The sequence below is a fragment of the Mycobacterium sp. UM_11 genome (genome assembly GCF_001414075.1).
In the GTDB taxonomy this organism is placed as follows: Bacteria; Actinomycetota; Actinomycetes; order Mycobacteriales; family Mycobacteriaceae; genus Mycobacterium.
Genome location: NZ_LATC01000109.1, coordinates 1 through 14,952, shown reverse-complemented (window position 1 = coordinate 14,952; position 14,952 = coordinate 1). Strand labels below are relative to the sequence as shown.

The 14,952-nt window shown below is 69.4% G+C and carries 15 protein-coding genes and 1 pseudogene; 12 read left to right on the top strand and 4 right to left on the bottom strand.

What is annotated here, in order from left to right; genetic code table 11:
• Together greA and WU80_RS20970 are read right to left on the bottom strand one after the other, a co-directional pair.
• Positions 1-417, bottom strand: a 417-nt coding sequence (gene greA, locus WU80_RS20975; protein WP_055405830.1) for a transcription elongation factor GreA, incomplete at its 3' end; no start/stop codon positions are given.
• A gap of 212 nt (positions 418-629) precedes the next feature.
• Complete coding sequence (locus WU80_RS20970) at positions 630-1,064, bottom strand: DUF4307 domain-containing protein (RefSeq protein WP_055404953.1); 435 nt, start codon at positions 1,062-1,064, stop codon at positions 630-632.
• Between the two features lie 113 nt (positions 1,065-1,177).
• Here WU80_RS20970 and mca point away from each other — a divergent pair, with 113 nt between their 5' ends.
• The 4 genes from mca to WU80_RS20950 are packed head-to-tail and all read left to right on the top strand — an operon-like array spanning position 1,178 to position 4,737.
• Positions 1,178-2,050, top strand: a complete 873-nt coding sequence (gene mca, locus WU80_RS20965) for a mycothiol conjugate amidase Mca (protein ID WP_055404950.1) — start codon at positions 1,178-1,180, stop codon at positions 2,048-2,050.
• On the top strand, positions 2,047-2,355 hold the full coding sequence (locus tag WU80_RS20960; RefSeq protein WP_055404949.1) for a hypothetical protein: 309 nt from the start codon (positions 2,047-2,049) through the stop codon (positions 2,353-2,355). The genes mca and WU80_RS20960 overlap by 4 nt, the downstream gene beginning before the upstream one ends.
• On the top strand, positions 2,342-4,354 hold the full coding sequence (locus WU80_RS20955) for a thioredoxin domain-containing protein (protein ID WP_055404948.1): 2,013 nt from the start codon (positions 2,342-2,344) through the stop codon (positions 4,352-4,354). Before WU80_RS20960 ends, WU80_RS20955 begins: the two co-directional genes overlap by 14 nt.
• Before the next feature lie 11 nt (positions 4,355-4,365).
• Entirely contained in the window at positions 4,366-4,737 is a 372-nt protein-coding gene (locus WU80_RS20950) for a nuclear transport factor 2 family protein (RefSeq protein ID WP_055404947.1), read from the top strand.
• Here WU80_RS20950 and WU80_RS20945 read toward each other — a convergent pair.
• On the bottom strand, positions 4,724-5,503 hold the full coding sequence (locus WU80_RS20945) for a hemolysin III family protein (RefSeq protein WP_055404946.1): 780 nt from the start codon (positions 5,501-5,503) through the stop codon (positions 4,724-4,726). The two genes, WU80_RS20950 and WU80_RS20945, sit on opposite strands and share 14 nt — an antisense overlap.
• Before the next feature lie 156 nt (positions 5,504-5,659).
• Here WU80_RS20945 and WU80_RS20940 point away from each other — a divergent pair, with 156 nt between their 5' ends.
• From WU80_RS20940 to WU80_RS20930, 3 genes are all read left to right on the top strand, one after another.
• Positions 5,660-6,448 (top strand): (2Z,6E)-farnesyl diphosphate synthase, encoded by a 789-nt coding sequence (locus tag WU80_RS20940; RefSeq protein WP_055404945.1) that lies wholly within the window; start codon positions 5,660-5,662, stop codon positions 6,446-6,448.
• 19 nt (positions 6,449-6,467) lie between these two features.
• Positions 6,468-7,847: a hypothetical protein gene (locus tag WU80_RS20935; protein WP_055404944.1), complete on the top strand. Its 1,380-nt coding sequence runs from the start codon at positions 6,468-6,470 to the stop codon at positions 7,845-7,847.
• A gap of 195 nt (positions 7,848-8,042) precedes the next feature.
• Complete coding sequence (locus WU80_RS20930) at positions 8,043-8,468, top strand: hypothetical protein (RefSeq protein ID WP_055404943.1); 426 nt, start codon at positions 8,043-8,045, stop codon at positions 8,466-8,468.
• A 3-nt stretch (positions 8,469-8,471) separates the two neighbouring features.
• On the opposite strand, the gene coaA is transcribed toward WU80_RS20930, so the two are convergent.
• Entirely contained in the window at positions 8,472-9,410 is a 939-nt protein-coding gene (gene coaA / locus WU80_RS20925) for a type I pantothenate kinase (RefSeq protein ID WP_055404942.1), read from the bottom strand.
• A 114-nt stretch (positions 9,411-9,524) separates the two neighbouring features.
• Between coaA and glyA the strand changes: the two genes are divergently transcribed.
• The 5 genes and pseudogenes from glyA to WU80_RS20900 all read left to right on the top strand — a co-directional run.
• The gene (gene glyA, locus WU80_RS20920) at positions 9,525-10,805 is read left to right on the top strand and encodes a serine hydroxymethyltransferase (RefSeq protein WP_055404941.1); all 1,281 of its coding nucleotides are present in this window, start codon (positions 9,525-9,527) and stop codon (positions 10,803-10,805) included.
• A gap of 82 nt (positions 10,806-10,887) precedes the next feature.
• Positions 10,888-11,715 carry an acyl-ACP desaturase gene (locus WU80_RS20915; protein ID WP_055404940.1) on the top strand — a complete coding sequence of 276 codons (828 nt, stop codon included), beginning with the start codon at positions 10,888-10,890 and terminating at the stop codon, positions 11,713-11,715.
• 215 nt (positions 11,716-11,930) lie between these two features.
• Positions 11,931-13,232: a PhoH family protein gene (locus WU80_RS20910; RefSeq protein WP_055404939.1), complete on the top strand. Its 1,302-nt coding sequence runs from the start codon at positions 11,931-11,933 to the stop codon at positions 13,230-13,232.
• A 131-nt stretch (positions 13,233-13,363) separates the two neighbouring features.
• A complete protein-coding gene (locus tag WU80_RS20905) occupies positions 13,364-14,239 on the top strand; it encodes a polysaccharide deacetylase family protein (RefSeq protein ID WP_055404938.1) in 876 nt (291 codons plus the stop codon).
• Between the two features lie 85 nt (positions 14,240-14,324).
• A pseudogene (locus WU80_RS20900) lies at positions 14,325-14,952 on the top strand (adenylate/guanylate cyclase domain-containing protein); the annotation flags it as partial.

Genomic DNA, 14,952 nt, shown 5'->3' with positions numbered 1-14,952 from the left:
GCCCACCTTGGCGTCGATCAGGGCGCCGCCGAGCGGGGAGTTGGGCGAGTACACCTCGAGCTTGCCGTCGTTGACGCCCTCCTGGCGGGTGGCGATCAGGAACGTCTCGCTGTCCGACTTGTCGCCGTTGTAGTAGACCTTCACCACCGAACCCGGCAGCGCGATGCCGGACTGCTTGGGCGCCTCGCCGACCTTGGCGTTGTTGAGCAGGTCCTGCAGCTGGCGGATGCGGGCCTCCTGCTGGCCCTGCTCCTCGCGGGCGGCGTGGTAGCCGCCGTTCTCGCGCAGGTCCCCTTCTTCCCGGCGGTCGTTGATCTCCGCGGCGATGACCGGACGATTCGCGATCAATTGATCGAGCTCCGCCTTCAGCCGGTCATGTGACTCCTGGGTCAGCCACGTCACCGAAGTGTCCGTCATCTCGTCGTGCTCCTCATGTTGTCGTTCCGCGTATTCGCGTAAGCCTGTTGACCCCGCCGCCGGAGGTATCCGGGTTCTCTCCCCGAGTGCTGCCGATCCGTTGTGCTCACGGCCTTAATGCAGCAATACACGGTCCCATCAGGAACCGTGCATTCACCCATGTTACCACCGCGCAAACAATTGATAACCCCAAATTCGCAGTTCGGCTGTTGTTACGGGCCGGCGCCCGGCCGCAGATAAGCCGGCACGTCGGTGCCGCACCCGTAGATGTCCGCCATCACCGGCGGTTTGCTGGACTTCACCGTGGTGGTCAGCTGCACGGTCGCCGCGTCGGACGGCGGAACCAGCACCTCCCGCCTGCCCGACTCGCCCCCGTCCTTGGCCCGCACCCGCACGATGCAGTCCACCGGCCGCGACGGATCCGATCGCGTCACGCTGATCGTTACTGAGGCCGTCTGGTCGTCGATCACCCGATAGCTGGCCAGCGTGCCCGTTACGGGACTGGTGCCCAGCCGGCGGTAGCCGACGATCGCGATCACCAGGCCCGCCGCGACCACCAGCACGCCCAGGCCGACGATCACCCAACGCCGGGGCACCCGCGAGCGCCCGTACCGGGCCTCGGGACGCGAGGGCGAAGTTTCGGTCATGTCTGGGTATGCCTGAACGGTCGGCTGCCCGGCACCGGCCGGCAGCATGCAACGATCTGAAGAACTGGAATTATAGGTTCGTACCGGCGACCAGTGGACCGACAAGGGGGCACGTGAGCGAACTGCGGTTGATGGCGGTGCACGCCCACCCCGACGACGAGTCCAGCAAGGGCGCGGCCACCCTGGCCCGCTACGCCGACGAGGGTCACCGGGTGCTGGTGGTGACGCTGACGGGCGGGGAGCGCGGCGACATTCTCAACCCGGCGATGGACCTGCCCGAGGTGCACGGGCACATCGCTGAGATCCGCCGTGACGAGATGGCCAAGGCCGCCGAGATCCTGGGCGTCGAGCACACCTGGCTCGGCTTCGTCGACTCCGGCCTGCCCAAAGGGGATCCGCCGCCCCCGCTGCCCGAAGGGTGCTTCGCGCTGGTGCCGCTGGAAGAATCGGTCGAGGCGCTGGTGCGCGTGGTCCGCGAATTCCGCCCGCACGTGATCACCACCTACGACGAGAACGGCGGCTACCCGCACCCGGACCACATTCGCTGCCACCAGGTTTCGGTCGGCGCCTTCGAGGCGGCCGGAGACTATCGGCGATTTCCGGACGCGGGCGAGCCCTGGACGGTGTCCAAGCTCTACTACATCCACGGGTTCCTGCGGGCCCGCATGCAGTTGCTGCACGACGAGGCCGTCAAACACGGTCACGAACCCCCGTTCGCCAAGTGGCTCGAGCACTGGGACGCCGCGCACGACCCGTTCGAGTCGCGGGTGACCACCCGGGTGGAGTGCTCGGCGTATTTCAGCCAGCGCGACGACGCGCTGCGGGCGCACACCACCCAGATCGACCCGGAGCACGACTTTTTCGCCGCGCCCATCGAATGGCAGCAGCGACTGTGGCCGACGGAGGAATTCGAACTGGCGCGCTCGCGGGTCCCGGTCAAGCTGCCCGAGGACGACCTGTTCGCCGGAATCGAGAGCGACGGGTGAACCACCTCATCCTGTTGGCGGGTGCGCTGGCCGACGGCGCGCCGCAACACACCGGGCCGGACTTCGGCAAGGCCAGCCCGATCGGGCTGTTGATCGTCGTGGTGCTGTTGATCGCCACCCTGTTGCTGTTGCGCTCGATGAACAAGCAACTGAAGAAGGTGCCCGAGTCGTTCGACCCCAAACACCCCGAGCCCGACCAGGCCGCCGACGAGGGCACCGACGCGGTCGACGACGCCGGCGGGCAGCCCCCGGGCCCGGCGGGCGGATCGCAACGGGCACCGGGACCCGGCGATGAGCCCGGCTGACCCTGCCGCGACGAACACCCTCGGGCTGGCCACCAGCCCGTACCTGCGTCAGCACGCCGACAACCCGGTGCACTGGCAGCAGTGGACCCCGCAGGCGCTGGCGGCCGCGGCCGAGCGCGACGTGCCGATCCTGCTCTCCATCGGCTACGCGGCCTGCCACTGGTGTCACGTCATGGCCCACGAGTCGTTCGAGGACGACGAGGTGGCCGCGGCCATGAACGCCGGATTCGTCTGCATCAAGGTCGACCGGGAGGAACGCCCGGACCTCGACGCCGTCTACATGAACGCCACCGTCGCGCTGACCGGGCACGGCGGCTGGCCGATGACGTGTTTCCTGACGCCGGACGGCCGGCCCTTCTTCTGCGGCACCTATTACCCGAAAGATGGCTTCCTGCAGCTTCTTTCGGCGGTGTCCGCCACCTGGGAGCAGCGTCGCGCGGAGGTTGAGGAGGCCTCGGATCACATCGCCGGCGAGCTTCGCGCGATGGCGGGCGGGCTGCCCTCCGGTGGGCCGGGCGTAGCGCCGGAGCTGTGCGACCACGCCGTCGCGTCGGTGCTGGCCGACCAGGACGCGGTGCACGGCGGCTTCGGCGGCGCGCCCAAGTTCCCGCCGTCGGCGCTTCTCGAGGCGTTGCTGCGCAACCACGAACGCACCGGGTCACCGGAGGCGTTGCGGGCGGTCGCGCACACCGCCACCGCGATGGCCCGCGGCGGCATCTACGACCAGCTGGCCGGCGGCTTCGCCCGCTACAGCGTCGACAACGCTTGGGTGGTACCGCATTTCGAGAAGATGCTGTACGACAACGCGTTGCTGCTGCGCGCCTACGCGCACTGGGCCCGGCGGACCGGAGACCCGCTGGCGCGCCGGGTCGCGGCGCAGACCGCGCGCTTTCTGCTCGAGGATCTCGCCGACGGCGCCATGTTCACCTCGTCGCTGGACGCCGACGCCGACGGCCGGGAGGGATCGACCTACGTCTGGACTCCCGAACAGCTGACGCAAGCGCTCGGTCCCGACGACGGACCCTGGGCGGCAACGGTTTTCGCGGTATCCTCGACCGGCAGCTTCGAACACGGCACCTCGGTGCTGCAACTGCCCGCCGACCCCGACGATCCGCAGCGGCTGGAGCGCGTCCGCGCCGCGCTGTTGGCCGCCCGGCTCACCCGACCCCAGCCCGGACGCGACGACAAGGTCGTCACGTCGTGGAACGGCCTCGCCATCACCGCGCTGGCCGAGGCCAGCGTGGCCTTGGACGATCCCGGGCTGGCCGACGCCGCGCAAGCCTGCGCGGCCGCCCTGCTGGGTTTGCACGTCGTCGACGGGCGGTTGCGGCGCGCCAGCCTCGCCCGCGTGGTCGGCGACAGCGCCGCGATCCTCGAGGACCACGCGATGCTGGCCACCGGCCTGCTCGCCCTCTACCAGCTGACCGCCGACGCGGCCTGGCTCACCGCGGCGACCGGCCTGCTCGACACCGCGCTGCAGCGCTTCGCCGATCCGCAGCAGCCCGGCCGCTGGTTCGACACCGCCGACGACGCCGAGCGGTTGATGCTGCGCCCCGCCGACCCGTTGGACGGGGCGACCCCGTCGGGCGCGTCGTCGATCACCGAGGCGCTGCTGACCGCGGCGCATCTCGTAGACGGTGAGCGCGCGGACCGGTATTTGCGGGCGGCGGCCGACGCGTTGGACGCGCATTCGGTGCTGCTGGAGCGCGCGCCGCGCTCGGCGGGGCACTGGCTGGCGGTGGCGGAGGCCGCGGTTCGCGGGCCGCTGCAGATCGCCGTCGCCGGCGATCCGGCGCGGTCGGCGCTGCTGGCGCACGCGCGCCGGTTGGCGCCCGGCGGGGCGATCGTGGTGGGCGGAGAGAAGGACTCGTCGGCGCTGCTGGCCGGCCGCGACCGGGTGTCCGGCGCGGACGCCGCCTACGTCTGCCGCGGCCGGGTGTGCGACCTGCCGGTCACCGCCGCCGAAGACCTCGCGCGGGCGCTGGCCGCGCCACGGTAGCGTGACGTCTCATGCCGAGCGCCGAGCACATCACCGACACGGTCAACCGCTACATCGAACTGGTGGCCAAGGGCGCCGCCGACGAGATTGTCGAGCTGTATGCCGATGACGCCACCGTCGAGGACCCGGTCGGCGGCGAGGTGCACATCGGCCGCCAGGCCATCCACGGCTTCTACTCCGGGGTCAACGACCTGCAGCGCGAGTGCGAACTGGTGACGCTGCGCGTCTCGGGCAACGAGGCGGCCTTCCATTTCCGCCTCACGATCGTCGCGGGGGAGCACCGGATGGTGATCGAGCCGATCGATGTGATGGCGTTCGGTGAGGACGGCAAGATCGCCCACATGAAGGCGTACTGGTCGGCCGCCGACGTCACCCAGCAGTAGCCGCCAGCCAGGCGCCGGTCCCGGTGTAGAAGACCGCGAACCACATGGCGATGTAGTGCAGGATCGCCGCGACGGCGGTGAAGGCGTGGAAGATCTCGTGGTAGCCGAACGTGCTGGGCCACGGGTCGGGCCAGCGCAGCGCGTAGAAGATGCCGCCGACGCTGTAGAACACGCCGCCGGTGGCCAGCAGCACCATCGCGGCCACACCCGCTTCGTGCAGGATCGTGGGGCAGAACCACACGGCCACCCACCCGAGCAGGATGTAGAGCGGCACACCCAGCCAGCGCGGGGACGTCGGCCAGCACACCTTGAGCAGGATGCCCGCCGCCGCGCCGCCCCAGACGATGCATTCGACCAGCATCCCGGTGTTCTGCGGCATGGCCAGCCGCGCGAACGGCGTGTAGCTGCCGGCGATGAACACGAAGATCATCGAGTGGTCGAGCCGCTTCATCAGGTTGCGGGCGGCCTCGGACTTCCAGTGCACCCGGTGGTAGGTGGCGCTGACGGCGAACATCGCCACCGTGGCCGCCGCGTAGACCAGCGTCGAGTGCCCGGCGCGCGGCGAGGAAACCGCCCACGACACCGAGACCAGCGTCGCGCCGGTGATCACGGCCAACCACGCCGAGTAGAAGTGGATCCAGCCCCGCATGCGGGGCTTGGTCAGGGCGCTGGCCGCGCTTTCGACAAGCTGTTCGACCGTATTGCCCGGCGTGATGGCCTCGGACTCGCGCTCCGGGCTGGCGGGTGTGCTCGTCTGGCTGCTCATATCTCCTGGGGCCTCGTCGTGCAGGTCGGGAAACTGACCAGTGGCTGATTACCCGCCACAGTAGTGGCGAACCGTCGTCCGGTGCTGCCCGCCTCGCGGTGAGATCCCCTGATTGGCAGGGGGAATTTGGTGTAGCTCACAGTAGGCTGAGTCTCCGTGGAAATTATCCCGCCGCGTCTCAAAGAGCCGCTGTATCGCGTCTACGAGCTTCGGCTGCGGCAGGGCCTGGCCTCCTCCAAATCGGACCTGCCCCGCCACATCGCGGTCCTGTGCGACGGCAACCGGCGGTGGGCCCGCGACGCCGGCTACGCCGACGTCAGCTACGGCTACCGGATGGGCGCCGCGAAGATCGCCGAGATGCTGCGCTGGTGCCAGGAAGCCGGCATCGAAATGACCACCGTCTACCTGCTGTCCACCGAGAACCTGCAACGCGATCCCGACGAGCTGGCGGGGCTGATCGAGATCATCACCGACGTCGTCGAGGAGATCTGCGCGCCGGCGAACCGCTGGAGCGTGCGCACCGTCGGCGACCTGGAGCTGCTCGGCGAGGAGCCGGCCCGGCGGCTGCGCGACGCGGTGGAGTCGACGCCCGTCACGGCGCCGTTCCACGTCAACGTCGCGGTGGGCTATGGCGGGCGGCGCGAGATCGTCGACGCGGTGCGGGCGTTGCTGAGCAAGGAGCTCGCCAACGGGGCGTCGGCCGAGGAGCTGATCGACGCGGTGAGCGTGGACGGCATCTCCGAAAATCTTTACACCTCTGGGCAACCCGATCCCGATCTGGTGATCCGCACGTCGGGCGAGCAGCGCCTGTCGGGGTTTTTGTTGTGGCAGAGCGCGTATTCGGAGATGTGGTTCACCGAGGCGCACTGGCCCGCGTTCCGCCGGGTCGACTTTCTGCGCGCGCTGCGCGACTACAGCCAGCGGCACCGCAGATACGGCAAGTAGTCCGTGCCAAACTAGGTTCATGGCTGCGCTGTCGGCGGTGGTGTTCACGCTGAGCGGGTGGCTCGGGTTGTACCTGCTGGCTCGCGATCCGCGTAAGCCGGTGCTCGTGTTGGCGGCGATCGGGTTGTGCGGCTTCGCGCTTGTGGTCGGGTTGGACGCGGTGCGGACGGCCAGCCCCGCGTACGCCCACGCGCTCAGCCGCGTCGAGATCTATCTGGTGGCCATCCCCGGCGTGGCGTGGTTCGCGGTGCTCGTCGAGCTGGCGCGGCCCAGCGACGGCGCGCGGGCGCGCACCCGCGAGTTGCTGCTCGTGGCCGGGGTCGCCGCGCTGACCCTGTTCGGGGCCGCGCTGGCCGGCAGCGTCGAGGGGCCGTTGCGGGCGGGCCACTGGGTGATGTTCGCGGTGATCTCGTTGTCCACCTTCGGCGCGATGGCGGTCGCGCTGCGGCAGCCGCGCCGGCCCCGGTCGGCCGTCGGGCTCGCCGTGGTCGCGACCCTGTTCTTCGCGCTGGGTAACGCCATCCTGATCATCCCGCTGGGCCTGGTGCCCAGCTGGGTCGCGCTGGCGTCGACGAGCCTCGACGTCCTCTCGCTCGGGCTGGCCGTCGCTCTGTGGGACGCCTTCGACGAGGGCCAGGCGTTGCGCGCCGACATGCTGCGCTCGTTCGCCGGCTCGGTGGCGGTGGCGGTGCTGTTCGGCGGCCAGGCGCTGATCGGCCTGGCGCTCACCCGCGCCGACGCGGCCGCTCAAACCGCGCTCACGGTGCTGTTGTTCACCAGCCTGGCGGTCGCGATCAGCGTGCAGGTGCTCGCCGATCCGCTGGCCGGCCTGCTCGACCGGCTGGCGTTCTCGAAATCGCCTGCGCTACGCGAGGATCGGGCGGCGCTGCGGAACACCGGCGCGGCGCTGCCGTTGCGGTCGGTGGACCCGCTCGACCACGTCGACGACGCGGCGTTCGCGCGGCTCACCCGGCGCGCCCTGGGTCACTACGGCGACCTGAGCAAGCTGGTGGCCAGCCCGTTGACCGCGCTGCCCGTCATCGACGAGCGGCTCGCCGCCCGGGGCGCGCCCGACCATCCGCTGGAGCGGGCCAACGAACTCAAGGCGGTGCTGGCCGAGGCGGTCGGGCGGCTCAAGCCGCGCGACGCCGGCGATTTCGGCACCACCGAACAGTGGCGGCACTACAACTCGCTGTACTTCCCCTACGTCGTCGGCGTGCGCGCGTACGCGCAAAACGCCACCGCCGCCGGGCTTGATCCGATCGCGCGGCAAGCCTGGCAGTGGTTGGTCACCGAGGTCCCGCAGCGCTCGCTGCACAACTGGCAGAACGCCGCCGCCCGGCTGATCGCCGCGGACCTGCGCGGCCGGGTCGCGGTGAGCACCGACCGGCCCCTGTGACTGCTGGGGCGGGTGAGCGCCAGGCTGGCGTCTGTCGAATAACAATTGCGATTCGGGCCCGCAAATGGGAATAGCCGGTCGAACTCGCTGGTCGTTGTATCCGTGGCAGTAGTTGGCAGTGCCACGAGTCGATATGGCAGTGCGCCGGCGGCACGCTGAACTTCGACCCAATTCGCCATCGCGAGGAGTAATCACATGATGTATGCATCTGGCGCACCCGGTCTGGCAACCCGCCCCCTGTACGACGCCACCGACTCGCTGCTGCGTTTCGCCATGCGCGCCGACGCGACGCTGACGGGGCTGTGCGGTTTGGCCATCGCCTTTCTCGCCGACCCGCTTTCGTCGCTGACGGGCCTGACGTCGCTGCAGGAGTACAGCCTCGGCGCCCTCTTCGTGCTCAGCGGCCTGGCCGTGTTCCTCGTCGCGGCGGCGCCGAACCTGCGCCGCGTCGGCATCGGGGTCATCGTGGCCAACATCGTGTTCACGCTGGCGGCGGTCGTGGCCGCGGGCGTGCTGCCGCTGTCCGCCACCGGGGTTGCCGCCACGCTGGCCGTCGGCGTGTACACCGCGGCGTTCGCCGGCCTGCAATACCTGGGGGTGCGCCGCCTCGAGACGGCGTGACCGCTAGAGCTTGCGCAACCGGAGCCGGTTGATGGAGTGGTCGGCATCCTTGCGCAGCACCAGGGTGGCCCGCGGCCGGGTCGGCAGAATGTTCTCGACCAGGTTGGGACGGTTGATGGACCGCCAGATCTCGCGCGCGGCCACGACGGCCTTGGTGTCGCCCAGGGCCGAGTAGTGGTGGAAGTGTGATTCCGGGTCGGCGAAGGCCGTCCCGCGCAGTGACAGGAATCGCGACACGTACCACTGCTCGATGTCCTCGATGCGCGCGTCCACGTACAGCGAGAAGTCGAACAGGTCCGACACCATCAGGGTCGGACCGGTCTGCAGCACGTTGAGACCCTCGAGAATCAAGATGTCCGGATGCCGGACGACGTGCTTGGCCCCGGGGATGATGTCGTATTTGAGGTGCGAGTAGACCGGCGCGCATGCGTAGTCGGAACCGGATTTCACCAAGGTGACGAACCGCATCAGCGCCCTGCGGTTGTAGCTCTCCGGAAAACCCTTGCGATGCATCAGGTTTCGCCGATCGAGTTCGGCGTTCGGGTACAGGAATCCGTCGGTGGTCACCAGGTCCACCCGTGGGTGGTGATCCCAGCGGGCCAGTAGGGCCTGCAGCACACGGGCGGTGGTCGACTTGCCCACCGCGACGCTGCCGGCCACGCCGATCACGAAGGGCACCGGCCGATCCGGGTTTTGTTGCGGCTCGCCCAGGAACTCGGCGGTGGCGGCAAACAACCGCTGACGCGCGGCGACCTGAAGGTGGATGAGCCGGGCCAGCGGCAGATAGACCTCTTCGACTTCGAGCAGGTCGATCTGCTCGCCGAGTCCGCGCAGGCCAACGAGTTCTTCCTCGGTGAGGGCCAGCGGCGTCGACATGCGAAGCGCGCGCCATTGCTTTCGGTCGAACTCCACATAGGGGCTCGGCTCGCTAAGCCGCGGCATAGTGCAAGTGTTGCAGGGGCGGACGCGCCCCCGACGGCTGGGCTGGCTAAACCCTGGCTGGATAGACTGGCGCCCGTGACTGCTGCACCCGACGCCCGCCCGTCCACCTCCGTGATGTCCGCCCCGCTCGCCGAGGTCGACCCCGACATCGCCGAACTGCTCGGCAAAGAACTGGGCCGCCAGCGCGACACCCTGGAGATGATCGCCTCGGAGAACTTCGTGCCGCGCTCGGTGCTGCAGGCCCAGGGCAGCGTGCTGACCAACAAGTACGCCGAGGGCCTGCCCGGCCGGCGCTACTACGGCGGTTGCGAGTACGTCGACGTCGTGGAGAACATCGCCCGCGACCGGGCGAAGGCGCTCTTCGGCGCCGACTTCGCCAACGTGCAGCCGCATTCGGGCGCCCAGGCCAACGCCGCCGTGCTGCACGCGCTGATGACGCCGGGGGAGCGGCTGCTCGGCCTGGACCTCGCCAACGGCGGCCACCTGACGCACGGGATGAAGCTGAACTTCTCCGGCAAGCTCTACGAAACCGGCTTCTACGGTGTCGATCCCACGACGCACCTGGTGGACATGGACGCGGTCCGGGCCAAGGCCCTCGAGTTCCGTCCGAAGGTCATCATCGCCGGGTGGTCGGCCTACCCGCGCATCCTGGACTTCGCGGCGTTCGCCTCGATCGCCGAGGAGGTCGACGCCAAGCTGTGGGTGGACATGGCGCACTTCGCGGGCCTGGTCGCGGCGGGACTGCATCCCTCACCGGTGCCGCACGCCGACGTGGTGTCCACGACCGTGCACAAGACGCTCGGTGGGCCGCGGTCCGGCCTGATCCTGGGCAAGCAGGAGTACGCCAAGTCCATCAACTCCGCGGTGTTCCCCGGCCAGCAGGGCGGTCCGCTGATGCACGTCATCGCGGGCAAGGCGGTCGCACTGAAGATCGCCGGCACCCCCGAATTCGCCGACCGCCAGCAGCGCACCCTGTCCGGCGCCCGGATCATCGCCGACCGGCTGACCGCCCCCGACGTGACCAAGGCCGGGGTGTCGGTGGTCAGCGGCGGCACCGACGTCCACCTGGTGCTGGTGGACCTGCGCGATTCCCCGCTGGACGGCCAGGCCGCCGAGGACCTGCTCCACGAGATCGGCATCACGGTCAACCGCAACGCGGTGCCCAACGACCCGCGGCCGCCGATGGTGACGTCGGGCCTACGGGTGGGGACGCCGGCGCTGGCCACCCGCGGCTTCGGGGACGCGGAGTTCACCGAGGTCGCCGACGTCATCGCCACCGCCCTGGCGGCGGGCACGTCGGCGGACCTGTCCGCGCTGCGCCAGCGGGTGACGCGGCTGGCCCGCGACTTCCCGCTCTACGACGGTCTCGAGGAGTGGACGTTGGTCGACCGCTGACCGCGGAGGACCAAAGTCACCAGTTGGCGCGACACGGGCCGGGCAATTTCACACACCTGTGTACGCGAGTTACAGTAACCGCATGGCACAGAAACCTGTCGCTAACGCGCTGACCCTGGAACTCGAGCCGGTGTGCGAGGCCAACATGGACCGCCACCTCAACACCGAGGAACTCTGGTTCGCTCACGACTACGTGCCGTTCGACCGGGGCGAGAACTTCGCGTTCCTTGGCGGACGTGACTGGGACCCGTCCGACGCGACGCTGCCCCGGGAGTACACGGACGCCTGCGAGATCCTCCTGCTGCTCAAGGACAACCTGGCCGGCCACCACCGCGAGCTCGTCGAGCACTTCATCCTCGAGGACTGGTGGGGCCGCTGGCTGGGCCGGTGGACCGCGGAGGAGCACCTGCACGCCATCGCGTTGCGCGAGTACCTGGTGGTGACCCGCGAGGTCGACCCGACCGCCAACGAGGAGGCCCGGGTCCAATACGTCATGAAGGGCTACCGCGCCGACACCTACTCGCAGGTGGAGACCCTGGTGTACATGGCGTTCACCGAACGCACGCACGCCGTCTTCTGCGAGAACCTGGCCGCCAAGCTCGAGGAGCCCATCCTGGCCGGGCTCATCGACCGGATCGCGCGCGATGAGCGGCGGCACGAACTGTTCTTCTCCAACCTCGTCGAGCACTGCCTGTCCTACACCCGCGACGAGACCATCGCGGCGATCGCGGCCCGCGCGGCCGAGCTGCAGGTGCCCGGTGCCGACATCGACGCGTATCGGGACAAGCTGCGCAACGTCGCCGACGCGGGCATCTTCGATCAACAGCAGCTGCGGCAGGCGATCTCGGATCGCATCACCGCGTGGGGTGTGGCCGACGAGCCCGCCCTCAAGCAGTTCGTCATCGGCTAACCGATTGCCGCGCGCGACCATGCGTCGGCGCGCCTGCGCTGCTGCAAAGCGGCGACGAGAGTAGCGTCGATCTCGATGGTCAGCGTCATGCTCTGCTGCCAGGGCGGCACCTCCCGTCACCACAACGGAAGGACCGGCCCCGGTCCTGGTGTCGCAGTTCCCGCCGACATGCCTGTGCGGGTCCGCGCGGGCTCATCCCGCTCGAGGAGCGCTACGTGACCGAAATCCGGACCTACGTGATCGACACTTCCGTGCTGCTGTCCGACCCGTGGGCCTGCAGCCGGTTCGCCGAGCACGAGGTGGTGGTACCGCTGGTGGTGATCAGCGAACTGGAGGCCAAACGGCATCACCACGAGCTGGGGTGGTTCGCGCGCCAGGCGTTGCGGCTGTTCGACGATCTCCGGCTGGTGCACGGACGGCTCGATCAGCCCATTCCCGTTGGGGCGCAAGGCGGTACGCTGCACGTAGAGCTCAACCACACCGACCCCGCGGTGCTGCCCGCCGGTTTCCGCAGCGACAACAACGACTGCCGGATCCTCAGTTGCGCCGCCAACCTCGCCGCCGAAGGCAAGCGAGTCACGTTGGTCAGCAAGGACATTCCGCTTCGCGTCAAGGCCGCCGCGGTCGGCCTGGCCGCCGACGAGTACCACGCGCAGGACGTGGTGGCTTCCGGGTGGTCTGGGATGCGCGAGATCGAGACCGCCACCGAGGACATCGACGCGCTGTTCGCCGAGGGCGAGATCGACCTGGCCGAAGCGCGAGACCTGCCCTGCCACACCGGCATTCGGCTGCTCGGCGGCAGCTCGCACGCGCTGGGCCGGGTGAACGCCGACAAGCGCGTCCAGCTGGTTCGCGGCGACCGCGAGGCCTTCGGCCTGCGGGGCCGGTCCGCCGAGCAGCGGGTCGCGCTCGACCTGCTGCTCGACGAGTCGGTGGGCATCGTGTCGCTGGGCGGCAAGGCCGGCACCGGCAAGTCGGCCCTGGCCTTGTGCGCAGGCCTGGAGGCCGTGCTCGAGCGGCGGACCCAGCGCAAGGTGGTGGTCTTCCGCCCGCTCTACGCCGTCGGCGGCCAGGAGCTGGGTTACCTGCCCGGCAGCGAGAGCGAGAAGATGGGGCCCTGGGCGCAGGCGGTCTTCGACACGCTCGAGGGCCTGGCCAGCCCGGCCGTGCTCGAGGAGGTGCTCTCCCGCGGCATGCTCGAGGTGCTGCCGCTGACCCACATCCGGGGCCGGTCGCTGCACGACTCCTTCGTCATCGTCGACGAGGCCCAATCCCTGGAACGCAACGTCCTGCTGACGGTGCTGTCGCGGCTGGGCGCCGGGTCGCGGGTGGTGCTGACGCACGACATCGCCCAGCGCGACAACCTGCGCGTCGGCCGGCACGACGGCGTGGCCGCGGTGATCGAGAAGCTCAAGGGCCACCCGCTGTTCGCCCACATCACCCTGCTGCGCAGCGAACGGTCGCCGATCGCCGCGCTGGTCACCGAGATGCTCGAGGAGATCGCCGGGCCGCAGTGAGCGCGCCCAGGCGTGGATCGGCGGGGTATCCACGGCTTTCAGCGTGCGGGCAGGGCGCGAAAGTCGCGCCGAACCCGCCCTGAGGGCACGCGCGAGGCCGTGAGCGCACTCCGCGCAGGTAAACTTCGACGGTGCCGAAGAGACCCGACAGCCAGGCCTGGCGCTATTGGCGCACGGTCATCGGCGTCGTCGCGGCGGCCGCGGTGCTGGTGATCGGCGGCCTGACGGGTCACGTCACGCGCGCCGACAATCTCAGCTGCTCGGTGGTCAAGTGTGTGGCGCTGACCTTCGACGACGGACCCAGCCCATTCGACGGCCGGTTACTGCAGATTCTGAAGGACAACGACGCCAAGGCGACGTTCTTTGAGATCGGCAACAAGGTGGCGGCGAACCCGGCGGGGTCCAAGCAAGTGGCTGATGCGGGCATGGAGATCGGCAGCCACACCTGGGAACACCCCAACATGGCGACGATCCCGCCGGAGGACATCGCGCCGGAGTTCGCCAAGGCCAACGACGCGATCAACGCGGCCACCGGGCGGACGCCGACGCTGTACCGCCCCGCGGGCGGACTGTCCACCGATGCGGTCCGGCAGACCGCGGCAAAGTTCGGACTGGCCGAAATACTCTGGGACGTCATCCCTTTCGACTGGGCCAACGACTCGAACACGGCGGCAACCCGGTACATGTTGATGACGTACATCAAGCCCGGTTCGGTGGTGCTGTTCCACGACACCTACTCGAGCACCGTCGATCTGGTCTACCAGTTCCTCCCGGTGCTCAAGGCCAACGGTTATCGGATGGTGACGGTCAGCGAGCTGCTGGGGCCGCGCGCGCCCGGCAGCAGCTACGGCGGCCGCGAGAACGGACCGCCCGCAAATCAATTGCACGACATCCCGGCCGGCGACATCCCGACGCTGCCCAACACCCCCTCACCCAAGCCGATGCCCAACTTCCCGATCACCGACATCCCGGGCCAAAACTCGGGCGGGCCGAACGACGGTGCCTAACACAGGCTTTGCGGACCGGGCGGCCGACTGGCTTCGGAATCGGCGGCCCACCCCCGCCCCCGGCCAGCCAAAGTCTTTCCGGCGGTTGGCGATCCAATACGGGGCCGATCTCGCGCTGTCCTACTTTCTGGCCGTGATCGAGGCGGCCGCAATCTTGATCCCGCTGCGCGGCCACACATCCATCGGGGACAACGCCGACTTCGCGAAGACCAATACGGCGGCGGTGTTGATCCTCGTCTCGCTGAGCATCATCGGCGTCGCCAGCGCCGGGATCGCGAGCGCGGCCCCGACGCTGCGTTGGTATGCCGCAGGCGCCGAACCCGACCAGGCGCAGCGCGAGGCCGCGATGAAGCTGCCCGGCCGGCAATCGGCGATCCTGTTCGGCGCCTGGGCCATCAGCGGCACCGTGTTCATGCTGCTCAACATGCGTGGCGGGGCGCAGCTGCTGTTGCCCGTGGCCCTCGGGGTGGTCCTCGGCGGGCCGGCCTCGGCCGGCACGGCGATGCTGCTGGCGCAGCGCGTCCTGCGTCCCGTCATGCGCGCCGCCACGCTGGGCTGTGAGCCGCGGCTGGCCGTGCCCGGCGTGTACGCGCGGCTGGTCCTGCTCTGGTTCATGTGCAGCGCCTTCCCCATCGGCGTGATCGCGACGCTGGTCGTCCTGCGCTCGTACGGCTGGCTGATCGAGAGGTCCACGTCTGTCTCTTATACACATC

Bases quoted from the DNA above. Each gene is read 5' to 3' on its own strand.
- WU80_RS20970 (WP_055404953.1), bottom strand. From the start codon at position 1,064: ATGACCGAAACTTCGCCCTCGCGTCCCGAGGCCCGGTACGGGCGCTCG.
- WU80_RS20955 (WP_055404948.1), top strand. From the start codon at position 2,342: ATGAGCCCGGCTGACCCTGCCGCGACGAACACCCTCGGGCTGGCCACC.
- WU80_RS20950 (WP_055404947.1), top strand. From the start codon at position 4,366: ATGCCGAGCGCCGAGCACATCACCGACACGGTCAACCGCTACATCGAA.
- WU80_RS20945 (WP_055404946.1), bottom strand. From the start codon at position 5,503: ATGAGCAGCCAGACGAGCACACCCGCCAGCCCGGAGCGCGAGTCCGAG.
- WU80_RS20935 (WP_055404944.1), top strand. From the start codon at position 6,468: ATGGCTGCGCTGTCGGCGGTGGTGTTCACGCTGAGCGGGTGGCTCGGG.
- WU80_RS20930 (WP_055404943.1), top strand. From the start codon at position 8,043: ATGATGTATGCATCTGGCGCACCCGGTCTGGCAACCCGCCCCCTGTAC.
- coaA (WP_055404942.1), bottom strand. From the start codon at position 9,410: ATGCCGCGGCTTAGCGAGCCGAGCCCCTATGTGGAGTTCGACCGAAAG.
- glyA (WP_055404941.1), top strand. From the start codon at position 9,525: ATGTCCGCCCCGCTCGCCGAGGTCGACCCCGACATCGCCGAACTGCTC.
- WU80_RS20915 (WP_055404940.1), top strand. From the start codon at position 10,888: ATGGCACAGAAACCTGTCGCTAACGCGCTGACCCTGGAACTCGAGCCG.